The organism is Rhizomonospora bruguierae (assembly GCF_018397995.1).
Lineage (GTDB): Bacteria > Actinomycetota > Actinomycetes > Mycobacteriales > Micromonosporaceae > Rhizomonospora > Rhizomonospora bruguierae.
This window is the reverse complement of record NZ_BBQH01000016.1, coordinates 63,842-85,204: the sequence shown is the minus strand read 5'-3', so window position 1 is coordinate 85,204 and position 21,363 is coordinate 63,842. Positions and strand designations below refer to the sequence as shown.

Here is a 21,363-nt window from a genome sequence, read left to right as displayed (position 1 = left end):
ACCTGCGGCCGCTACCAGCCCACGGCAACCAGCAGGTACTGCGGGTTGCCGTGGGAGATGAACGAGGACTGGCCGGCGTAGTCGTCGTACGGGAAGCCGTACGCCAGCTTGGTGATCGCGTGGTCGTGCCAGAAGCGCGCGTAGTAGTTCGCCGGCGCAGCCTGGTAGTACAGGCTCGGCGTGGACCACTGCGACTCGGGTAGCTGGGCCACGTGCCGGTTCAGGGCGGAGCAGTGCCCCGGGTCGTTCGCGAGCGGGCCCGCGCAGCCGAAGATGTCCTGGGTGGACGCCGACACCCCGACCGACGACGCGTAGCCGGTGAAGTAGTTGGCGTACTGCCCGCCGGCGCGGAAGTCGGCGTCGCTGCCCGGCGCCGGGATCCGGTACGGCGCCTGCACCTGGGCCAGGTGCTTGAACTCGGCGGGCACCTCGTCGCTGAGATGCGCACCGCGAACTCCCAGAGCGAGTAGCCGTATGCGGTGGCTCGGGCGGTCCCGTACATCCGCACGTACCGGCCGGTGCCGGTCACGGCGAGCGTCCGCGTGCCGCCGATCCCCTTCACCCGGCGGCGACGGCCTCGCGGATCAGCGCCGCCACGGCCGCCGGCCGCTCCAGGGACGGCAGGTGCGCCACCCCGGGCAGCACCACCGCCCGGGCGCTGGGCAGCCGTTCCGCCAGTCGGGTGCAGCGGTCGATGATGTGGGGCAGGTCCAGGTCACCCCGGGCGACGGTGGTCGGCACGGTGACCCGCTCGATTCGCGGCCACGCCTCGACGCCGGAGGCGCCGGCCTCCTCGGGCAGGCCGCGCCGGAGGATCGCCAGGTTCATCTCCAGCGCCAGTGTCCGCGCCCGTAGCCGCGCCGGTCGTACGCGACCGCGGTGCCCGCCTCCGCCAGCAGGTCCGCGCTGCCGCACCAGGACCGGCGGTCGGTGACTCCGCTGTGCAGCAGGACGATCGTGGGGTCCCGACCGGGCCAGCGGTCGGCCGCGAGACGCGCCTCGCCGGCCCGGAACTCCATCGCTTCTCGCCTCATCGCCGCCCAGCATTGGCGCCGCCACCGCCCCTGTCGACCGGTTTCGCCCTCAGCCGGGCACCCGGCGGCCCCGCCGGACCGCGCGGGCGGTCACGCCGGTGAGCAGCGCCGAACCGGCGGCCGTGCCGAGCAGGACCAGCACCGCGCCGACCACCCACAGCCCCGAGTCGTCGGACGAGGCCGCGCGGGCCGACCAGGCGGCGGTGAACGCGAGGGTCAGCGCCCCGGCGACGGCCCACGCGGGCGCGATCAGGGTGGCGAGGACGGCGATGGCCGCCAGGGTGAACACGCAGCCGGCGACCTGCCACCACTGGTACGGGCCGCTGACCGCGCCGGTGCTGGGATCCACGTCATAACCGGTATCCCAGCCGAGCCAGGCATACCAGGCGGCCACGGTCAAAACGGCGACGGCGGGGACGGCCAGGGCGGCACGGACGCCGGTACGCATCGAGGTCATCCGCCGAGTCTGCCGCCGTAATCGGCCCCATGGATGAGTACCGGTACTCAGTGCGGTCCGCGATGATGGCGGGGTGAGGGCATGGGGGCCGCGCGCGGCGGGTGCGCTCTCGGTCGGGGCGGCCGTGGGTTGCCTGACCCCGCTCGGTGCCGCTCTGCCCACGGTGGACCGTTGGGCGCTGGCCGGCACCCTGCTGGTCCTCGGGCGCGGGCTGCTCGGCCGGCGGCGCCTCGCGTGGCAGGCGGGCCTGGCCCTGGTGGCGTTGCTGGCGCTGCTGCCGCCGCACCGGCCGGGCCGGTTCCTCGCGCTCGGCGCGGTGGCGGTGCTGCTGATCGCCGGTCACGCGCAGTACGTCGCGCGCCCCGATCCGCGCCGGCTGCGCGCGGCCGCGTACGCCGGCCTGGGCGCGCTGACGCTGGTCGTGGGGCACGGGCTGTGGCTGTCCGCCCGGGACCGGACGCCGGTGCGGCAGGTGGCGCACGCAGCGCTGACCCTGCCGTCGCGGGCGGCCGCCCGCTCCGACCGGGTGTTCCTGCTCGCCGTCGTGCTCGCGGCGCTGCTCGCCCTGGCGCTGGCGTTCGCGCCCGCGCCGCCGCCGCCCGCCGATGACGAGGCCACCCGCGCGCGGGTGCGCGACCTCGTCCGGCACCCGGATTCGGGCAGCCTCGCGCCATTTGCCACCCGTGCCGACAGGGCGTACGTGTTCAGCGACGACGGCGCCGCGGCGATCGGGTACCGGGTGGTGTGGGGGGTGGCCCTGGCCGGCGGGGATCCGGTGGGCGCGGCGGCGTCCGCACCCGCGGCGGTCGCCGCCTTCGGCCGGCTCTGCGAGCGGCGCGGATGGCGCCCCGCCGTGCTCGGCGCCGACGCCGCGGACGCCGGGGTGTGGCGCGCCGCCGGCCCCCGGCGCGGCGTCGAGATCGGCGACGAGGCGGTGCTGGACGTGGCCGGGTTCTCGCTGGCCACCCGGCGGATGCGCAACGTGCGCCAGGCGGTGCGCCGCACCCACCTCAGCGGGGTCCGGGTCGACCTCGGCGTCCTCGACGCGTCGCTGGCCCGCCGGCTGGCGCCGGTCCTGGAGAACTGGCTGCGGGGGCGGGCGGAGCGCGGCTTCGCGATGAACCTGGACCGCATCCTCGCGCCGCGCGCGGACGTGCTGGTCGCGGTGGCCTACGACCGGGCGGGCGCGCCGCAGGCGTTCGCGCGGTTCGCGGTGGCCGGTGGCGGTGCCGTGCTCTCCCTGGATGTCGCGCCGCGCCGGCTGGACGCGCCGAACGGCGTCGTCGAGCGACTCATCGTCGAGGCGGCCGGGTACGGCCGGGAGCGCGGCGTGCGGGAGGTCTCGCTGAACTTCGCGGGCATGCGCCGCGCCTTCGTCAGCCCCGGCCGGATGGCCGCGCTGGCCCGGATCCCCCTGCACGTGTTGGACCGCTGGATCGAACTGCGGCCGCTGTGGCGGTTCACGGCCAAGTTCCACCCGCGGTGGCGCCCCCGGCTCCTGCTGCTGTGCACCTGGTGGGACCTGCCCCGGGTCGGCCCCGCCGCGCTGCTGGCCGAGTTCGGCCGGCACCGCCCCGCCGCGCCGGGCCGCGACCTGCCGCAGGAGGCGGGCGTGGCGCCGTAGCGGCACTATGCTCGGCCCGTGGCAGACGCTCGACCCGTGGTTGATCCGGACGTCGACCTCCACGTACCCGCGCAGCGCGCCGAACTGGCGCGCACGCCCTGGGCGGTGCTCGCCGCCATCTCCGCCGGTGGCGTCGCCGGCGCCTGCGGACGGTACGCCCTGGCGCTGGCCCTGCCCCGCCAGCCCGACCAGTTCCCGTGGGCCACGCTGCTGACCAACGTCTCCGGGTGCCTGCTCATCGGGGTGCTCATGGTGCTGATCACGGAGGTACGCCCGGCGCACCGGCTGGTCCGCCCGTTCCTCGGCGTGGGCGTGCTCGGCGGGTACACCACGTTCTCCACCTACGCGGTGGAGGTGCAGCGGCTCGTCGCCGCGGGCGCCGCCGGCACCGGCCTGGTGTACCTGGCCGGCACGCTCGTCGCCGCGCTCGCCGCGGTCGCGGCCGGGCAGGCGCTCACCCGGCGCCTGGCGCGGCGGGGTCGGCCGCGGTGAGCTTCCTGTACGTGGCGCTCGGGGCGGCCGTCGGCGCGCCGCTGCGGTACCTGCTGGACCGCGCCGTCCAGGCCCGCCACGACTCGCTGTTCCCGTGGGGGACGTTCGCGGTCAACGTGACCGGGTCGCTGATCCTCGGCGTGCTGATCGGCGGCGCCACCGCCGGGGTCGTGCCGGGCGCGCTGGGCACCCTCCTCGGCACCGGCTTCTGCGGCGCGCTCACCACGTACTCGACGTTCGGTTACGAGACGGTACGGCTGGTCGAGGAGAAGGCGGCGTTCTACGCGGTCGCCAACGCGGTCGCCAGCGTCGCGGCGGGGCTCGGCGCCGCATTCATCGGCATCACGGTCGCCCAGGCGATCTGGTCCTGACCGGCCGGCGTCCCGGCTGATAGGAAGTTCTCCACCAAGTCCACTGGTTTAGTAGACAAAGCCCGGCCGCCGCGCGCAAACTCGGGGCGTGGACCCCATCATGGCGCTGGCCGGCCTCGGCGTGGGCATCATCGTCGGGTTGACCGGCATGGGCGGCGGGGCGCTGATGACGCCGATCCTGGTGCTGCTGTTCGGCGTGCCGCCGGTGGCGGCGGTCTCCAGCGACCTGGCGGCGAGCGCGGTGATGAAGCCGTTCGGCGGCTGGGTGCACGCCCGCCGCGGCACGGTGAACTGGGCGCTGGTCGGCTGGCTGTGCGCGGGCAGCGTGCCGAGCGCGTTCCTCGGCGTGCTGCTGCTGCGCCTGCTCGGCGACGACGCCGCGGTGCAGACCGCCATCCGGGTCGCGCTGGCGGTGGCGCTGCTGCTGGCCGTGGTCGGGCTGCTGATCAAGGCGTACACGGCGCGCCGGACGGCCGGCCGGGCGCCGGCGCCGCTGCGGGTCCGGCCGCTGCCGACGGTGGTCCTCGGGGCGCTGGGCGGGCTGGTCGTGGGCCTCACGTCGGTCGGCTCCGGGTCGCTGATCATCGTGGTGCTGCTGGCGATCTACCCGATGCTGCGCCCCAACGACCTGGTCGGCACCGACCTGATCCAGGCGATACCGCTGGTCACGGCCGCGGCCCTGGGCCACGCCCTGTTCGGGGACCTGCACCTGGACATCGCCGGCGCGGTGCTGCTGGGATCGGTGCCCGGGGTACTGATCGGCGCGCGGGTGTCGTCCCGGGCGCCGGCCGGGCTGGTCCGCGCCGCGCTCGTCGTGGTGCTCCTGGCCAGCGCTCTCAAGCTGCTGGACCTGCCGACCGCCGCCGTGGGTGCCGCGGCCGGCGGGGCCGTCCTGGTGATCGCCGCCGTGACGGTGGCGCTGCGCCGGGCCGGCCGCAGCCCGGCGGGCACGGTGCCGGTGCCCCACCTCGACGCGGCGGCCGGCGTGCAGTAGACCGTCGTGCGGCTGGCCGCCCGCGGGACTTTCACCGCCTGGTCTGGGCGGTGTTGGCGGCCGTGGTGAATGCCGTCATCAGTGTGGCGAGATGACCGGGGTCGGCGTCGGGGTCTTCCGGGTGCCACTGGACGCCGAGCGCCCAGCCCTCGGTTCCCTCGATGGCCTCGATGATCCCGTCGCTCGCGGTCGCGCAGACCCGCAGCCCCGCACCGACGGCGTCCACGGCCTGGTGGTGGCCGGAGCGGACGTCGAGGCGCGCGCGCCCACAGATGCCGGCCAGCAGCGTGCCGGGGATGATCCCGATGCCGTGGGTGGTCATCGTCGAGTTATCGGATTCGATGTTGTGCATCGTCCCGGGGCCCAGATCCTGGATCAGTGACCCACCCGCGGCGACGTTGAGTACCTGCATGCCGCGGCAGATGCCGAGGACGGGTCGACCGGCGTCGAGCGCGGCGCGGGCCAGTCCGAGTTCGAAGGCATCGGCGGCGGCGTCGAGGCCGTACAGGTTCCTCACCCGGCGCGGCTGCCCGTAGGTGGCGGGATCCAGGTCGGCGCCGCCGAGGATGAGCACGCCGTCCGCGTCGCGCACCAGGTCCGCCGGGTCGCCGAGCGGGCGGGCGGCGTCGACCAGCACAACCTGCGCCCCGGCCGCTTCCGCCGCCGCGGCCGCGTTCTTCGCCAGGGTGTGGAGGAACTCCCGGAGCCAGCTGGAGCTCTGCTCCGCGTCCATCGAATAGGACGCGACAAGCCGCCCCCGACGCCCCGCGACGGTTGCGGAAGTGGGCTCGGACTGAAGCATGATTCTCCTTCGACTCCCGTGCCCGACGGCCGGCGAGCCGGACCCTACCGGAAACGCGGCCACCTCGTCGATCTTGGACGCGCGGTGGGCCGCGGAGCGGGCGAATCCGCGCGATACCGGCACCACCACTCCAAGATCGGCAGGTGGGATGCGGTGGCGGTCGCTTGCTATCGTCACCGGGGCGCCTACCCGCCGGGGGCGCGAAGGGAAGGGGGGCGTGGTGGGGCTGATCGACAAGCTCCGGGGCGAGTTCATCGACATCGTGGAGTGGCTGGACGACAGCCGGGACACGATCGTCTGGCGCTTCCCCCGGTACCAGAACGAGATCAAGATGGGCGCCCAGCTCGTCGTGCGCGAGTCGCAGGCGGCGGTGTTCGTCAACGAGGGGCAGATCGCCGACGCGTTCACCCCCGGCACGTACACCCTCGAGACCCGGAACCTGCCGGTGCTGTCCACGCTGAAGGGCTGGAAGTACGGCTTCAACTCGCCGTTCAAGGCCGAGGTGTACTTCGTCAACACCCGGCAGTTCACCGACCTCAAGTGGGGCACCCAGAACCCGGTCATCGTGCGCGACCCGGAGTTCGGTGTGGTCCGGCTGCGGGCGTTCGGCGCCTACGCGACCCGGGTGGCGGATCCGCAGAAGCTGCTGCGCGAGCTGGTCGGCACCGACCCGCAGTTCCGCACCGAGGAGGTGCAGGAGTACCTGCGCCAACTCATCGTGGGGCGGCTGGGCTCGGCGCTCGCGACCGCCGGGGTCCCGCTGCTGGACCTGGCCGCGCACCAGGACGCGATCGGCCGGCGGCTGGCCGCCGTGCTGACCGAGGAGCTGTCCGACGTCGGCATCGCGATCCCGAAGTTCGTCATCGAGAACATCTCCGTGCCGCCGGAGGTGGAGCAGGCCCTGGACAAGCGGACCGGCATGGGCGCCGTCGGCGACCTGGACCGGTACACCCGGTACCAGGCGGCCAACGCCCTGGAGGAGGCGGCGAAGAACCCGGGTGGCGGCGCGGGCGGCGGCATCGGGCTCGGCATGGGGATGGCGGTCGGTCAGCAGGTGGCGCGCAGCATGGCGGGTGGTGGCGCCCCGGCGGGCGCACCCGCTGCCGCCGAGCCGCCGCCGCTGCCGAACCAGGCGCAGTGGTACGTCGGCGTGGCCGGCCAGCGGCAGGGCCCGTTCGACCTCGGCGGCCTGGCCGAGCGGGCCGGCGCGGGAACGCTGAGCGCCGAGACGCTGGTCTGGCGGGCCGGAATGGCCCAGTGGCAGCCGGCCGGGCAGCTGCCCGAACTGGCGTCCGTCCTGGCCAGCGTCCCGCCGCCGCTGCCGCCGCAGTGAGCGACGAGGGAGCGGCGCGATGAGCGACACGGCAGTCTCGCCACCGTCGTACCAGTGCGGCGGCTGCGGCGCGCGGGTCGAGTACGCACCGGGGACGACGGTGCTGCGCTGCCCGTACTGCGGGCACCAGCAGCAGATCGCCGGGCCGGTGCGGGAGGTGCGGGAACACCCGTTCGCCGAACTGGCGACCCTGCCGCGCAAGCCGGTGGCGAGCGTGGGCGCGTACGTGTTCGTCTGCCCGGGCTGCGGCGCCCGGACGGAGAGCGACGCGCTGGCCGAGCGGTGCCAGTTCTGCGCCGCGCCGCTGGTGGCCGAGGCCAGGGCGGGGGAGCTCGTCGCGCCCGAGGCGGTGCTGCCGTTCGCCGTGGACCGGGCCGGCGTGCGCACCGCGCTCGGCGCCTGGTGCCGGTCCCGGTGGTTCGCGCCGAACAGCCTGAAGAAGGTCTCCGAGGCGGAGACGCTCAAGGGCACGTACCTGCCGCACTGGACGTTCGACGCGCACACCGTCTCGGACTACCTGGGCCAGCGCGGCGTGTACTACTACGTGACCGAGACGTACACGGTGACGGTGAACGGCAAGTCGGAGCGGCGCACCCGGCAGGTGCGGCGCACCCGGTGGTACCCGGCCAGCGGCCGGGTGAGCCGGGACTTCGACGACGTGCTCGTTCCGGCCACCACCCGGTTGCCCGAGAAGCAGCTGGACCGGCTGACCCCGTGGCCGCTGGCCGAGGCGGTCCCGTACCAGGCGGCGTACCTGGCCGGGTACCACGCGCTGCGGTACGACACCGAGCCGGAGGCCGGCCTCGTGGGGGCCAAGAACCGGATGGCGCCGGTCATCGAACGGGACTGCCGGCGGGACATCGGCGGGGACGAGCAGCGGGTGACCTCGGTCGACACCGCCTACTCCGACGTCATGTACAAGCTGCTCCTGCTGCCCGTCTGGATCGCCGCGTACCTGCACGCCGGCCGCTCGTACCAGGTGCTGGTCAACGCCCGCACCGGCGAGGTGATCGGTGAGCGTCCGTACAGCGCGGCGAAGATCGCGGCGACCGTCGTCGCGGCGCTCGCGCTGGTGGCCGCCGTCGTCGCGCTGTACCTCGTCAATCGCTGAGCGGGCCCGGCCGCTACCGTTCGCCGTCCGGCGAGCGCTCCACCTCCTTGCTGTGCAGGGTGGCGCGGCCCCGGCCGAAGGCGTCCACCCGGCCCCAGCGGCCGGGGATGTCCAGCAACTCCATCCGGCCCAGGTCCGGGGGCAGCGCCGGGTCGACCACCAGGTGGTCGCCGTGCGGGTCGAGCCCGAGCAGGGTCCGCAGCAGCAGCAGCGGGGTCCCCGTGGACCAGGCCTGCGGGCTGCACGCCGTCGGGTACTGCACCGGGTACTTGGTGAGCTCCCGCGGGTAGCCGCCGAACGCCTCGGGCAGCCGGCCCTGGAAGTAGTTGGCCGCGTCGAAGATGCCCGTGGCGATCTTGGCGACCTCCTCGCGGAAGCCGTACCGCTGCAGGCCCCAGGCGATGAACGAGTTGTCGAAGGGCCACACGGTGCCGACGTGGTAGCCGATCGGGTTGTACCGGCCCTCCCCCACGGCCAGCGTGCGCACGCCCCAGCCGGAGAACAGCCGCGGACCGACCAGGTGCTCGGCCACCTTCGTGGCGCGGTCCTGTGGCACGATGCCGCTCCACAGCAGGTGACCCATGTTGGAGGACAGGGCGTCCACCTGCTGGCCGTCGGCGTCCAGCGCGAGGGCGTAGAACTGGCCCTTCTCCACCCAGAAGTCCCGGTTGAACCGTTCCCTGAGGTCGGCCGCCTCCTTCTCCAGGCGCTCGGCGTAACCCGGGTCGTTCCAGGCGCGCCGGGCCAGCCGGGCGCCGCGCAGCTTGGCGTCGTACGCGTACCCCTGTAGTTCGCAGGTGGCGCGGGGGAACCCGGGCAGCCGGCCGTCGTGGTAGGAGATCGAGTCCCAGGAGTCCTTCCAGCACTGGTTCTCCAGGCCGGTGTCCTGGTTGCGCCGCTCGTACCAGATGTAGCCGTTGCCGAGCAGGTCCGCGTACGTCTCGATCCAGTCCAGCGCGGCCCGCGCCTCGAACTCCAGGTACCGCACCAGGTCCAGGTCGCCGGTCCACCGCTCGTACTCGTCGAGCAGAATCACGAACAGCGGGGTGGCGTCGGCGGTGCCGTAGTAGGGCGAGTGGGGCTGCTCCTCGAACGCGGCCGACTCGCCGTACCGCAACTCGTGCACGATCCGGCCCGGGTCCTCGTCCCGGAAGTCGTCGAACCGGCTGCCCTGGGTCAGGCCGAGGACCCGCAGCGTGGTGGCGGCCAGTTCGGGCGTGAACGGCAGCGACTGGAGGCTGGTGAGGATGCTGTCCCGGCCGAACACCGCCATGAACCAGGGCAGGCCGGCGGCGGGCAGGGCGGGCCCACCCAGCGACAGCGGCGGGAACCGCAGCGCCGCCAGGTCCACCAGGCTGCGCTTGTAGGTCTCGACCAGGCTGCGGGAGTCGCTGTTCAGCGTGGGCGCCCGGGTCAGCCACTGGTTCAGGTCGACCGCCAGGTCGCCCTTCTCCCGGCTCTGCGACGACAGGCCGAGGCGCAGGTCCTGGCCGTCGGGGCCGACCGCCACCGCGCTCACGGTCAGCGTGGTGTGCCACTTCTCGCCCGGCTCCAGGTGGATCTGAAAGGTGATCCCCTGCGGGTCGAACGCCGCGGGCACGCTGCTGGTGATGATCGTCTCGCGGCGGAACGTGTCCCGCTCGTACCCCAGCCGCAGCCGGTCGTCCCGCGGCTCGGCGTAGTACTTGCCCTTCTTGGTCAGCTCATTCTTGATCTCGAAGATGTCGGCGAAGTCGGAGGTGGCCTGCATGCGCACGGTCAGGTCGACCCCGACCTCGTTGTGGTTGAGCAGGGTGAGGTCCTCAAACAGGCCGATGCCCAGCGAGCGCTGCCGGATGATCGACAGCTTCGAGTCGACGTACTGCCCGGCCACCCCGGGGACGAGGAAGAACCGGGCCTCGTAGTACTGCAGGTCGTCCACCGACAGGGCGCTGGTCCGCTCGCCGTTGATGGTCAGCACCCAGGTGGACAGGAACCGGGTGTCGATGGAGAACAGGCCGACCACCGCCGTGGGACCGGCCTCGATGTCGCCGCGGTCGTCGCTGACCACGAACGTGTTGCCGTCCAGGATCCGGTTCTGTTCGCGGCTCATCGGAACGCCTCCTGGTAGCGGGCGCGTGGGTCGCGGGTCCCGGGTGGCGACGGGAGCAGCCGCTCGAACGAGACCAGCAGGTACAGGTTGCCCTCCACGAGCGCGGCGCCCCGCAGCAGCGAGGCGATCGCGTTCTCCTCGCCACGGGCGATCCGGGCCAGCGCCCCCTCGCCGGTGCGCACGACGCAGTCCGCCGGGCGCCGCTCGTGCGCCACCTCGATGTCACCCCGGTCCAGGCGCAGGAACCAGGTGTCGACCGGCTGCCCACCGCCCGCCGCCTTGTCGCCACGCTCGATCTCGAACTGGATGCTGCCCCGCACGCCCTCCAGCCGGACCTCATGCTCCCGGTGCCCGAGCTGCTCGAAGAAGTCCGCGATAGTCACCCTGGCAGCCTCGTGCGTGGCCGGGTAGTCCGGCATCACCCCTGGCGGGCTAATCACGCCTCGCGCCGCGGGCCGAGCGTCCGCTCCGGGTACTCGCCGAGCGGGGTGCCGCGCACGGCGGCGTTGAGCAGCTCGGCCAGGTGGACGCCGCGCCGCCCCGTGCCGGTGTCGGCGATCTGGAGGCGGCAGGAGAACCCGTCGGCCAGCACGACGGCGGACGGGCCGGCGGCGTGGATCGCCGGCAGCAGTTCCCGCTCCGCGCAGGCGATCGAGACGTCCCGGTGCTCCGGGACCATGCCGAAGTTGCCGGCCAGCCCGCAGCACCCGCCCGGCAGGTCCCGGACCCGCACCCCGGCGGCGGCCATCAGCCGCTGGTCGCAGTCGAAGCCGAGCACCGAGTGATGGTGGCAGTGCTTCTGCACCACCGCCTCCACCGGCTCCCGCAGCCGCGGGGTGAAGTCGGGTGCCCGTTCGACCAGCAGCTCGGCCAGGGTGCGGGTGTGCCTGGTGAGCCGCCGGGCGTCCTGGTCGTCGCCGAACAGCTCGGGCAGGTCCGAGCGGAGCGTGGCGGTGCAGGACGGTTCCAGGCCGACCACCGGCATGCCGGCCCGGGTGAAGGGGGCCAGCGCGTCCACGGTCCGGCGCAGCACCCGCTTGGCGGTGGCCAGCTGCCCGGTCGAGATCCAGGTGAGTCCGCAGCACACGGCCCTGGGGGGCACGACCACACGGAACCCGGCCGCCTCCAGGACGCCGACGGCCGACGCGACGACGCCCGGGGCGAACGCGGTGCTGAACGTGTCCGGGAACAGCAGCACCGGCCCGCGGTGCCCGGAGCCGCGCGGGGGCCGGCGGCGCAGCCACCGGTCGATGCGGGCGTGCGCGAATCGGGGCGCGGTGCGCTTCGGGTCGATGCCGGCCAGCCGCTTGAGCGCGGGTATCCGGGTTGCGGCGTTTGCCACGCCGGGGGCCAGCGCCGCCGCGCGGGCCAGGACCGGCAGCCAGCCCAGCGAGTAGTGGTCCACCGGGCGGACCCGGCCGGCGTAGTGGTGGGACAGGAACTCCGCCTTGTACGTCGCCATGTCCACGCCGACCGGGCAGTCGCTGCGACATCCCTTGCACATCAGGCACAGGTCCAGCGCGTCGTGCACCGCCCGGCTGCGCCAGCCGTCCTCAATGGTCTCGCCGGTGGCCATCTCGAACAGCAACCGCGCCCGGCCCCGGGTGGAGTGCTCCTCCTCGCGGGTCACGAGGTAGCTCGGGCACATCACCTCGCCGCGCGGGTCGGTGCGCCGGCACTCGCCCACGCCGACGCAGCGCAGCGCCGCCCGCGCGAAGCTGCCGCCATCGGTGGAGTACCGGAAGTGCGTGGGCGGCTGGGCCGGGGCGTAGTCGGCGCCCAGGCGCAGGTCCGCGTCGAGTGGGCGGGGGTGCACGATCCGGCCGGGATTCATCCGGTCGGCCGGGTCGAACACCGCCTTGAACTCCTCGAACGCGGTGACGATCTCCGGGCCGAACATGACCGACAGCAGGGCGGCGCGGGACTGCCCATCCCCGTGCTCGCCGGAGAGCGAGCCGCGGTGCGCCACGCAGAGCCGGGCGGCGCGCTCCACGAACCGCCGGTACGCGGCGATCCCGTCCGCGTCGGTCAGGTCGAACGGGATGCTGGTGTGCACGCAGCCCTGGCCGAAGTGGCCGTAGAGGCTCGCGTCGCCGTAGCCGAACTCGTTCAGCAGTCCGGTCAGCTCGCGCAGGTAGGCGCCCACCTCGTTGGGAGCGACCGCGGAGTCCTCCCATCCCGGCCAGGTGTCCGGACCGCCGGGTGTGCGGGAAGTGCTGGCCAGCGCCACCTCGCGCAGGCGTTGCAGCCGCGCCCGCTGCCCGCCGTCGGTGATCAGGCGGGCCTGCGTGTGGTCCAGGTCGGCGACGAGCGCCCGGGCCCGGTCGGTGGCCTCGTCCGCCGACTCGCCGCCCAGTTCGACCATCAGCCACGCGTTCCCCGGCGGCAGCAGCGGCATCGCGGCGAGGTTGCGGCCCTGCTCCCGCTCGTACCGGACGAGCTTGTCGTCCAGCCCTTCGAGCTGGATCGGGCCGTGCGGCACGATCGCCGGCACCGCGTCGCCGGCCGACCCGAGGTCGGGGTAGCCCAGCAGCACCACCGCCCGGTACGGCGGCTCGGGGCGCAGCGCCAGTTCGGCGCGCAGCACGGTCACGCAGGTGGACTCGGTACCGACCAGCGCGCGGGCCAGGTTGAAGCCGCGCTCCTCGGTCAGCGAGGTCAGGTCGTAGCCGGAGATGCGCCGCGGGATGTCCGGGAACCGGGTGGCGATCTGCTCCGCGTACCGGTCGCGCAGGTCGCGCAGCCGCCGGTAGATGTCCGCCCGGCGGCCCGGGACGCGCTGGATCGCCGCGTACTCCTCGTCGCTGGTGGGGCCCACCCACATCCGCAGTCCGTCGTAGGTGAGCACCTCCAGCCGGCGGACGTTCGCCGAGACCGGACCCGACCACTGGGCGGTGGACCCGCACGAGTCGTTGCCGATCATGCCGCCGATCGTGCAGTGGGTGTGCGTGGCGGGCTTCGGTCCGAAGATGAGCCCGCCGTGCCGGCGGGTGATCGCGTTCAGATCGTCCAGCACGATGCCGGGCTGCACGACCGCGGTGCGGGTGGCCTCGTCCACCGACTCGACCCGGTTGACGTACTTGGACCAGTCCAGCAGCACGGCCTCGTTGCAGCTCTGCCCGGCCAGCGCGGTCCCGCCGCCCCGGGAGACGACCGGCGCGTCGTGCGCCGCGCACACCGCCACCGCCGCGACCGCGTCCGCCACATCCGCCGGGCAGACCACCGCGATCGGCAGGTGCCGGTAGTTGGAGGCGTCCGTGGAGTACGCCGCCCGGCTGCCGGTGTCGAAGCGGACCTCACCCCGCACCTCGCGGGCGAGCGCCGCGGCCAGTCCCGTTCCCCGCCCCGCCACGTCAGAGCCGCATCTGCTGGAGCCGGTCGCGGACCAGTGTGGTGGCCATCGCCCCCTTGTGCGGCTGGCCGCGCAGCCACGCCTGGGCGAAGCGGGTCGCCTGGTCGTAGGAGACCCGGCCCGGCATCGGCGGCTCGTCCGGGTCGACCGCCACGTCGACCAGGGCCGGCCCGTCGTGGGCGAACGCGGCGCGCAGCGCCGAGGCCAGGTCGGCCGGGCGCTCCACCCGCGCGCCCCGCCCGCCGCACGCCGTCGCCCACGCCGCGTAGTCGGCCGGCGGTTCGCCGAAGCGCACCCCGTGCTCCGGGTACCCGAGGACCATCTGTTCCCAGAGGATCTGACCCAGCGCGTTGTTGTTCGCGATCACCACCTTGATCGGCAGCCGGTACCGGGCCGCGGTGTGGAACTCGGCCATCAGCATCGCGAAGCCGCCGTCGCCGACGAACGCGATCACCTGCCGGCCCGGGTGGGCGTGCTGGATCGCGACCGCGTACGGCAGCCCCGGCCCCATCGTGGCGAGGGTGCCGGACAGGTGGAAGTCCCGGCCGCCGCGGATGTGCCAGTGCCGGGCGGCCCACGTGGCCACGGTCCCCGAGTCGCAGGTCAGGACGGCGTCGTCGGCGGCGAGGATGTCCAGTTGCCGGGCCAGGTACTGCGGGGCGATCGGGTCCCGGGTGGGGTTCTCCAGGGTGGCCATCCGCTCCCGCCACTCCGCCATCCTCGACTGGTACGCGGCCAGGTTCTCCCGGTCCTTGCGGTGCAGCAGCGGCAGCAGCGCCTCCAGGGTGGCCCGCACGTCGCCGACCAGCGGTACCTCCGTCGCGATCCGCCCGCCGCAGCGGGTCGGGTCGATGTCGACCTGCACCACCCGGGCCCGGCCGGGCCGGGGTAGGAACTTCGTGTACGGGAAGTTCGTGCCGAGCAGCAGCAGCGTGTCGACGTTGTCCATCAGGTCCTCGCTCGCCGCCGTGCCCAGCAGCCCGAGCCCGCCGGTGGTGTACGGCGAGTCGTCCGGCAGCACCGCCTTGCCCAGCAGCGTCTTGACCACCGGGGCGCCCAGCGTCTCCGCCGCCCGCTCCACCAGGTCGCCGGCGCCGCGGGCGCCCGTGCCGGCGAGGATGCCCACCCGGCGCCCGGCGTTGAGCACGTCCGCCGCCCGGCGCAGATCCTCGTCGCGGGGGCGGATCACCGGCTCCAGGTACACCGGTGCGGTGGCCGGCGGCCGGACCGGCGCCACCGACCGGTACGGGTCGGTGTGCGCCGGCGCCACCTGCACGTCGTTCGGCACGGTCAGGTGCGCCACCCCGCGCCGGGCGTACGCGGCCCGGATCGCCTGGTCCACCAGGCTGGGCAGCTGGGCCGGGTTCATCACCACCTGGTCGTACTCCGCCACGTCCTGGTACAGCCGGTCCAGGTGCACCTCCTGCTGGTACCCGCTGCCCAGCACGGGGGTCTCCTGCATGCCGGTGATCGCCAGCACCGGCACGTGGTCGAGCTTCGCGTCGTAGAGCCCGTTGGCCAGGTGGATGCCACCGGGGCCCGAGGTGGCCAGACACACGCCGATCCGCCCGGTCGCCTTGGCGTACGCGGTGGCCATGAGGGCAGCCGACTCCTCGTGGTGCACCAGCACGAAGCGCACCCGGTCCGCGTGCCGGCGCAGGCCCTCCATGATCCCGTTGATGCCGTCGCCGGGCAGCCCGAACACGGTATCCACGCCCCAGTCCGCCAGCCGCCCGATCAGCGCTTCGGACGCGATCTCGCTCATGAGTGGCTCTAACCCGCCAGCGCCGGCGCAAACATCCCCGCTCTCCCGCTCTCCGCCAATTGCGTCGATGGTGGGGTGTGTTGTGCGGCGCCGCCGCCCGGAGGTGAGATCTTGGTAAGACACGCGGGTTTTCTGGCCTGTTTTCTGGCCGGATCGGTACCAGTACGGCCGGCTGGGTGGCTACCGCGGTGTGGTGGGGGTTACTTCGACGGGGGTGCCGGCGGGTGGGTTGCCGAACAGGTCGGCGGCCCGGGCGCCCCGGGCGAACAGCTCGTAGCAGGCGCGGTAGGCGGCGCCGTCGCCAGTCCCGACCGGCCAGCCGGAGCTGCCGGGGGCGAACGCCAGCTCGCCGGGCGGCACGGCGAAGACGCCGTCGCTGACCACGGCCCGCGCCCGGGCGTCGCCGATGCGTACCCGGACCCGGGTGCCGGTCGCGGCCGGCGAGTCGTACCAGCTCGTCTTCAGGTTGCCGTAACCGTCCACATAGGTCACCGTGCGGGGCGGCGGCGGGGCCACTTCGACCGGCTCGCCGAGCAGGTCGCCGTCGCCGCCCGCCAGCGCGGCCACGGCGTCCGGGAAGATGTCGCGGGACCGGAACTGCGAACCGGACCCGGGCACCCGCACCGCGCGCAGCGGCACCCCCGCGTCCGCCAGGAAGGACATGCTGGCGCCGGCGGCCACGCCCGCGACGAGCGCGCCGGACGGCAGCCGCGCCGCGACCAGCCGCTCCCCCGCGTTGTCCTCCCGGGGGTCGTCCGCGTCCGCGCGGGGCGCGACATTGGCGTAGATGACCCGGTCCGCCGGCCCGTCGCCGAAGGCCAGTTGCGCGACGCAGAAGCCGGCGCTGACCGTGTCGAACGGCGGTACCGGCACGGCGGTCACATCGGCGCCGGGCAGCAGCCGCGCGAAGCGCTGCCGCACCTCCGCGAAGGCCAGGTCGCCGGTGCCGTAGTCGGCGACCACGGTGATCAGCACCGGCCCATCATCGCAGCGGCGGGCGGGCCGGGAGGCTGGAACGGCGGCGAACGGGCCGGTAGTTTGATCACACCGCTTCGGCAACCGTCTATCTGGTACCGCACACGCGCTGGGACCGGGAGTGGTACGAGCCGTTCCAGCGGTTCCGGCTGCGCCTGGTCGACCTGCCGGACGACGTTCTGGAGGGAGCCGAGGCGGATCCCTCGTTCCGCTTCACCCTGGACGGGCAGATGGCCGCCGTGGACGACTACCTGAAGGTGCGCCCCGAGGCGGCGGCGCGGTCCGGGCGCTGGTCACGGGCGGACAGTTCGTCGTCGGCCCGTGGGCCATCCTGGTTCATGAACTGGAGCAGTTCCCACGTCTGCTGTGGGTACTTCGTCGCCGGGTTGATGACCCGGCCGCTGCCGCCGGACGTCGACATGAAATCCTGCCCGCGGATGCCGGCGCCGGGCTGCTGCGCCGGGATCAGCGCGTACCCCACGGCCGCGTCCCGGTCCGGCATCTTGGCGATGCCCTCCTTCGGCTCCACCACGCTGCCCTTGGCGTCCTGCTGGAGCACCTTGTCGCCCAGGCCGCCGCCGCAGATCCGCCGGTACAGCCCGAGCGCGTCACGCAGCGCGGCCGAGTCGCCCAGCCAGCCGCAATCCGCCCAGATCTGCTCGCCCACACCGGCCAGCAGCGGCAGGATGCCCTGCATCGCGGTCGCCTCGCCCATCGCGGTACTCGCGCTGAGCTGGATCGGGGTCACCCCGGGCAGCTTCGCCTTGATCGTCTGGCCGGTCTGGATCAGGTCCCGCCCAGCTCGTGGGCTGCCAGTCCGCCGGCAGGCCAGCCTGCTCGAACAGCTTCCGGTTGTAGAACAGCACCCGCCCGTCGGTGCCCAGCGGGATCCCGTACCGCCGGTCCTTGTAGATCATGTTGCCCTGCACGGACTCCGGGACCTGCCGCCAGCCCTCCCACCCGCTCCCCCTCCCATCGGTTAAGGTCAAACTCCGCCGGCGGCCGGACCTCAGGCGGGCGGTACGGCCACGGCCGGCGACGGGGCTCCGGGCACCGGTTCCGGGCGCCTCCGGGGCGGGCGGAGAACCCCCGCCATGAGCACGACGAACAGCGCCAGCAGCACCGGCAGCGCGAGGGCGCGCGGGAGGCCGAACAGCGCCGCCAGCCCGCCGATCACGACCGGCCCGACCAGGAAGCCCGCGTACCCCATGCTGGCCACCCGGGCGATGGCGCGGCCGGCGCGGGCCGGGTCGCGGTTGCCGGCCGCGGAGAAGACCTGCGGGGCGATGCCGGCGAGCCCGGCGCCGAGGCAGCCGAAGCCGACCACGCCGGCGACCGGGTGGTTCACCAGGAGGGCGGCGCCCAGACCGCCGGCGGCCAGCATCCCGCTCAGCCGGACCAGCAGGACCGGGCCGAGGGCGGCGGCGAGGCGGTCGCCGGCGATCCGGCCCACGGTCATGGCCCCGGCGAACGCGGCGTACGCCGCCGCGGCGAACCCGGCGGAACTGCCGAGTTTGTCGCGCAGGTAGACGCTGGACCAGTCGGCCGCCGCGCCCTCGCCGACCAGGCAGCAGAAGGCCAGCACGCCGAGCAGGAGCACGCCGCCCGGTGCGCCGGCCGGGTCGGGGGCGGCCACCGGCGCCGGCGCCGGCGTGGCGACGACCCACCGGGAAGCCGCCGCCGCGAGCGCCACCGCACCGAGCCCGACGCTGAGGAATGTGGTGGCGGGCGCCAGCCCGGCCCGCGCGAACAACCCGCCGATGGCCGCGCCAAGGAAGCCGCCGACGCTGTAGACGGCGTGGAACGACGACATGATGGGGCGGCCCCAGGCCCGCTCGACCTCCACCGCGTTGGCGTTCATCGCGATGTTGAGGGTGCCGTGCACCACCCCGAACGCGAACAGCGCGCCGGCCAGCACGGCGAGCGTCGGCGCGAACGCGGGCAGGATCAGCGCCGCGCCCTCGGCCAGGGCGGCGGGCACCAGTACCCGGGCGCTGCCGTACCGGTCCACCAGCCGGCCGACCAGTTGCATGCCGGTGATCGCGCCGGCGGCGAACACGAGCAGCCCGACGCCGAGCTGGCCGTCGGTCAGGCCGAGCCGCTGTTTGATCGCGGGGATGCGCGCGGTCCAGGCGCCCAGCGCGGTCCCGAACAGCAGGAACATCGCCGCGGCGGCCAGCCGCCCGCGCCAGGGGCCGGCCCGGTCGCGCGCACGGTCAGGCACGGCTCTCCACGCCCCCATCGGACCATCGACCGCCGCGGATCGGCAACCCCCCACCCGCGAGGCGGCGCGGGCCAACTAGGTTGGAGGGCCGCATAGAGGGGGATTCGTGGCCGGAAACCTGACCCGCGACGAGGCGGCAGCGCGCGCGGCGGCGTTGACCGTCGAGGGATACGACGTCGAACTGGACCTCGGCCTCGCCGAGCGCGAGGACCGGTGGTTCGGCTCGACGACCCGGTTACGGTTCCGGGCGACCCCGGGCACCGGCACGTTCATCGAGTTGACCGGCGCCCGGCTGCGCCTGGTGACGCTCAACGGCAAGCCGCTGGACACCTCCGGGTACGACCCCGCGGTGGGGCGGATCGTCCTGCCCGACCTGGCCGCGCACAACGACGTGCGGGTGGTGGCCGACTGCGCGTACTCGCGCAGCGGCGAGGGGCTGCACCGCTTCGTTGACCCGGTCGACGGCGGGGTCTACCTCTACAGCCAGTTCGCGACCGCCGACGCCCAGCGGGTGTACGCCTGCTTCGACCAGCCGGACCTGAAGGCGCCCTTCACGCTGATGGTCTCCGCACCGCCCGGCTGGTCCGTGGCCTCGAACACGGCGGCCGAGCCGGCCGGGGAACCTGATCGGAGGGTGTGGCGCTTCCCGGCCACGCCCCCGCTACCCACCTACGCCACCGCGGTCGTGGCCGGCCCATACCACGTCGTCACCGACGAGTACCGGGACGGGGACGGCACGGTGATCCCGCTCGGGCTGTGGTGCCGGGCGTCCCTGGCCCCGTACCTGGACCCGGACGCGTTGCTGGCCATCACGCGCGGCGGCTTCGCCTTCTTCACCCGCGCGTTCGGCATGCCGTACCCGTTCGGCAAGTACGACCAGATCTTCTGCCCGGAGTTCAACCTCGGCGCGATGGAGAACGCCGGCTGCGTGACCGTACACGAGAAGTACGTGTTCCGGTCCCGGGTGACCGACACGCTGCACGAGCGGCGGGCGGAGACGCTGCTGCACGAGATGGCGCACATGTGGTTCGGCGACCTGGTCACCATGCGCTGGTGGGACGACTCGTGGCTGAACGAGTCGTTCGCCACCTGGGCGGGGCTGCTCGGGCAGACCGAGACCACCCGCTGGACCGGCGCCTGGACCTCGTTCGCCAGCATGCGCAAGGAGATCGCCTACCGGGAGGACCAGTTGCCGTCCACCCACCCGGTCTCGGCGGACATCCCGGACGTGGCCGCGATGGAGGTGAACTTCGACGCCATCACGTACATGAAGGGCGCCTCGGTGCTCAAGGCGCTGGCCGCCTGGGTGGGCCGGGACGCGTTCCTGGCCGGGGTGGCCGACTACTTCCGCCGGCACGCCTGGGGCAACACCACCCGCGACGACCTGCTTGAGGCGCTCGCTCGCGCGTCCGGGCGGGACCTGTCCGCGTGGTCGCGGGAGTGGCTGGAGACGGCCGGCCTGAACACGCTCCGCCCGGCGTACGACGTGGATCCGGCGGGTCGCATCGCGGCGTTCGCGGTGCTGCAGGAGTCGGCGCCGCCGCGGTCGCACCGGGTGGCGGTGGGTCTGTACGACCACGGCCCCACCGGCCTGGTGCGCCGGCACCGGGTGGAGGTCGACGTGACCGGCGCGCGCACCGAGGTGCCGTCGCTGGCCGGGCACGCCCGCCCCGACCTCGTGCTGGTCAACGACGACGACCTCACGTACGCGAAGGTTCGGCCGGACGCCCGGTCGCTGGCGACCCTACGATCGTCCATTGGGGACATCGTGGAGCCGATGCCGCGCGCCCTCGCCTGGTCCGCGGCCTGGCACCTGACCCGGGATGGTGAGCTTCCCGCCCGGGATTTCCTCGCGATGGTGCTCGCCGGTGCGGGGGCGATCGCGGAGGTCACGGTCGCGCAGAGCGTCCTCGGCCAGGCGCGGACCGCGCTGTACCGGTACGCCGACCCGGGGTGGCGGGAGTCGGGCCTCGTGGCGCTGGCGGACGGCCTGGTCGACCTGCTGCTCGCCGCGGCGCCCGGCGGCGACCGGCAACTGCTCTACGCGCAGTCGCTCGCCCAGGTGGCCCGCACCGGCGGGCAGGTGGCCCTGGTCCGCGACCTGCTGAGCGGGGCCCGCGTCCTCGACGGGCTCGTCGTGGACGCCGACCTGCGCTGGGCGCTGCTGCGCCGCCTGGTCGCCCGGGGCGCCGCCGGCGCCGCCGACATCGACGCCGAACTCGCCCGCGACGGCACCGCCGACGGCGAGCACAACGCCGCCGCGTGCCGCGCCGCGATCCCCACCGCCGAGGCGAAGGCGGCGGCCTGGGAGCGCGCCACCAGCGGCTGTCTGACCAACTTCACCCTGCGGGCCACCCTGGACGGCTTCGCCGAGCGGGACCACGAGGCCCTGTTGGCGCCGTACGAGGAGGCGTTCTTCACGGCGGTCGGCGGGGTGTGGGCGCGGTGGTCCGTGGGCATGGCGCGGCGCTTCACCGGTGGCGCCTACCCGGACTGGGCGGTCCGCCAGGTCACCCTCGACCGCACCGACGACCTGCTCGCCGGGGATCTGCCGGGCCCGCTGCGCCGCCTGCTGCTGGAACACCGGGACGACGTGGTCCGCGCGCTGCACGCCCGCTCCCGCGACGCGGCCGGCACCCTGGTCGATCCAACGCGTTGACGCTCGTGCCCGTCACCCGCACGGGATGAAATGGCCCGCGCGGGGAGGGCGTCCCTCCGGTGCCGGGCTAGACAGGAG

19 protein-coding genes are annotated in these 21,363 nt (G+C 74.1%); 7 read left to right on the top strand and 12 right to left on the bottom strand.

Annotated features, from left to right (window positions below):
- Positions 1–11: 11 nt before the first annotated feature.
- The 4 genes from KJS59_RS08000 to KJS59_RS07985 all read right to left on the bottom strand — a co-directional run bounded on the left by KJS59_RS08000 (position 12) and on the right by KJS59_RS07985 (position 1,491).
- On the bottom strand, positions 12–428 hold the full coding sequence (locus KJS59_RS08000) for a beta-1,3-glucanase family protein (RefSeq protein ID WP_249713964.1): 417 nt from the start codon (positions 426–428) through the stop codon (positions 12–14).
- A gap of 130 nt (positions 429–558) precedes the next feature.
- Positions 559–828, bottom strand: a complete 270-nt coding sequence (locus KJS59_RS07995; protein ID WP_213451691.1) for an alpha/beta fold hydrolase — start codon at positions 826–828, stop codon at positions 559–561.
- The gene (locus KJS59_RS07990) at positions 825–1,034 is read right to left on the bottom strand and encodes an alpha/beta fold hydrolase (RefSeq protein WP_213451690.1); all 210 of its coding nucleotides are present in this window, start codon (positions 1,032–1,034) and stop codon (positions 825–827) included. The genes KJS59_RS07995 and KJS59_RS07990 overlap by 4 nt, the downstream gene beginning before the upstream one ends.
- Before the next feature lie 49 nt (positions 1,035–1,083).
- Complete coding sequence (locus KJS59_RS07985; RefSeq protein WP_213451689.1) at positions 1,084–1,491, bottom strand: hypothetical protein; 408 nt, start codon at positions 1,489–1,491, stop codon at positions 1,084–1,086.
- A 73-nt stretch (positions 1,492–1,564) separates the two neighbouring features.
- Here KJS59_RS07985 and KJS59_RS07980 point away from each other — a divergent pair, with 73 nt between their 5' ends.
- The 4 genes from KJS59_RS07980 (at position 1,565) to KJS59_RS07965 (ending at position 4,972) form a co-directional block, all read left to right on the top strand.
- On the top strand, positions 1,565–3,115 hold the full coding sequence (locus tag KJS59_RS07980) for a phosphatidylglycerol lysyltransferase domain-containing protein (protein WP_213451688.1): 1,551 nt from the start codon (positions 1,565–1,567) through the stop codon (positions 3,113–3,115).
- A gap of 18 nt (positions 3,116–3,133) precedes the next feature.
- Positions 3,134–3,607: a fluoride efflux transporter CrcB gene (gene crcB / locus KJS59_RS07975; protein ID WP_213451687.1), complete on the top strand. Its 474-nt coding sequence runs from the start codon at positions 3,134–3,136 to the stop codon at positions 3,605–3,607.
- The gene (gene crcB / locus KJS59_RS07970) at positions 3,604–3,978 is read left to right on the top strand and encodes a fluoride efflux transporter CrcB (RefSeq protein WP_213451686.1); all 375 of its coding nucleotides are present in this window, start codon (positions 3,604–3,606) and stop codon (positions 3,976–3,978) included. The genes crcB (KJS59_RS07975) and crcB (KJS59_RS07970) overlap by 4 nt, the downstream gene beginning before the upstream one ends.
- An 88-nt stretch (positions 3,979–4,066) precedes the next feature.
- Positions 4,067–4,972, top strand: a complete 906-nt coding sequence (locus tag KJS59_RS07965) for a sulfite exporter TauE/SafE family protein (RefSeq protein ID WP_213451685.1) — start codon at positions 4,067–4,069, stop codon at positions 4,970–4,972.
- A 31-nt stretch (positions 4,973–5,003) separates the two neighbouring features.
- Here KJS59_RS07965 and KJS59_RS07960 read toward each other — a convergent pair whose 3' ends face one another.
- A complete protein-coding gene (locus tag KJS59_RS07960) occupies positions 5,004–5,705 on the bottom strand; it encodes a gamma-glutamyl-gamma-aminobutyrate hydrolase family protein (protein ID WP_213451684.1) in 702 nt (233 codons plus the stop codon).
- A 286-nt stretch (positions 5,706–5,991) separates the two neighbouring features.
- On the opposite strand from KJS59_RS07960, the gene KJS59_RS07955 reads away from it, so the two are divergent.
- Both KJS59_RS07955 and KJS59_RS07950 read left to right on the top strand, forming a co-directional pair.
- Positions 5,992–7,107: an SPFH domain-containing protein gene (locus KJS59_RS07955; protein ID WP_249713963.1), complete on the top strand. Its 1,116-nt coding sequence runs from the start codon at positions 5,992–5,994 to the stop codon at positions 7,105–7,107.
- A 19-nt stretch (positions 7,108–7,126) separates the two neighbouring features.
- On the top strand, positions 7,127–8,218 hold the full coding sequence (locus tag KJS59_RS07950) for a hypothetical protein (protein ID WP_213451683.1): 1,092 nt from the start codon (positions 7,127–7,129) through the stop codon (positions 8,216–8,218).
- Positions 8,219–8,231: 13 nt separating this feature from the next.
- On the opposite strand, the gene KJS59_RS07945 is transcribed toward KJS59_RS07950, so the two are convergent.
- The 7 genes from KJS59_RS07945 to KJS59_RS07910 all read right to left on the bottom strand — a co-directional run bounded on the left by KJS59_RS07945 (position 8,232) and on the right by KJS59_RS07910 (position 18,626).
- Positions 8,232–10,310 carry an amylo-alpha-1,6-glucosidase gene (locus KJS59_RS07945; protein ID WP_213451682.1) on the bottom strand — a complete coding sequence of 693 codons (2,079 nt, stop codon included), beginning with the start codon at positions 10,308–10,310 and terminating at the stop codon, positions 8,232–8,234.
- On the bottom strand, positions 10,307–10,693 hold the full coding sequence (locus KJS59_RS07940) for an SCP2 sterol-binding domain-containing protein (protein WP_213451681.1): 387 nt from the start codon (positions 10,691–10,693) through the stop codon (positions 10,307–10,309). The genes KJS59_RS07945 and KJS59_RS07940 overlap by 4 nt, the downstream gene beginning before the upstream one ends.
- Positions 10,694–10,746: 53 nt before the next feature.
- On the bottom strand, positions 10,747–13,662 hold the full coding sequence (locus KJS59_RS07935; RefSeq protein ID WP_213451680.1) for an FAD-binding and (Fe-S)-binding domain-containing protein: 2,916 nt from the start codon (positions 13,660–13,662) through the stop codon (positions 10,747–10,749).
- A gap of 1 nt (position 13,663) precedes the next feature.
- Entirely contained in the window at positions 13,664–15,427 is a 1,764-nt protein-coding gene (locus KJS59_RS07930) for a thiamine pyrophosphate-dependent enzyme (RefSeq protein ID WP_213451679.1), read from the bottom strand.
- A gap of 180 nt (positions 15,428–15,607) precedes the next feature.
- On the bottom strand, positions 15,608–16,402 hold the full coding sequence (locus tag KJS59_RS07925; protein ID WP_213451678.1) for an SAM-dependent chlorinase/fluorinase: 795 nt from the start codon (positions 16,400–16,402) through the stop codon (positions 15,608–15,610).
- A 247-nt stretch (positions 16,403–16,649) separates the two neighbouring features.
- Positions 16,650–17,150 carry a hypothetical protein gene (locus KJS59_RS07920; RefSeq protein ID WP_249713962.1) on the bottom strand — a complete coding sequence of 167 codons (501 nt, stop codon included), beginning with the start codon at positions 17,148–17,150 and terminating at the stop codon, positions 16,650–16,652.
- A gap of 261 nt (positions 17,151–17,411) precedes the next feature.
- Positions 17,412–18,626 (bottom strand): MFS transporter, encoded by a 1,215-nt coding sequence (locus KJS59_RS07910; protein ID WP_249713961.1) that lies wholly within the window; start codon positions 18,624–18,626, stop codon positions 17,412–17,414.
- A 106-nt stretch (positions 18,627–18,732) separates the two neighbouring features.
- Between KJS59_RS07910 and pepN the strand changes: the two genes are divergently transcribed.
- A complete protein-coding gene (pepN, locus tag KJS59_RS07905) occupies positions 18,733–21,285 on the top strand; it encodes an aminopeptidase N (protein ID WP_213451674.1) in 2,553 nt (850 codons plus the stop codon).
- Positions 21,286–21,363: the final 78 nt, after the last annotated feature.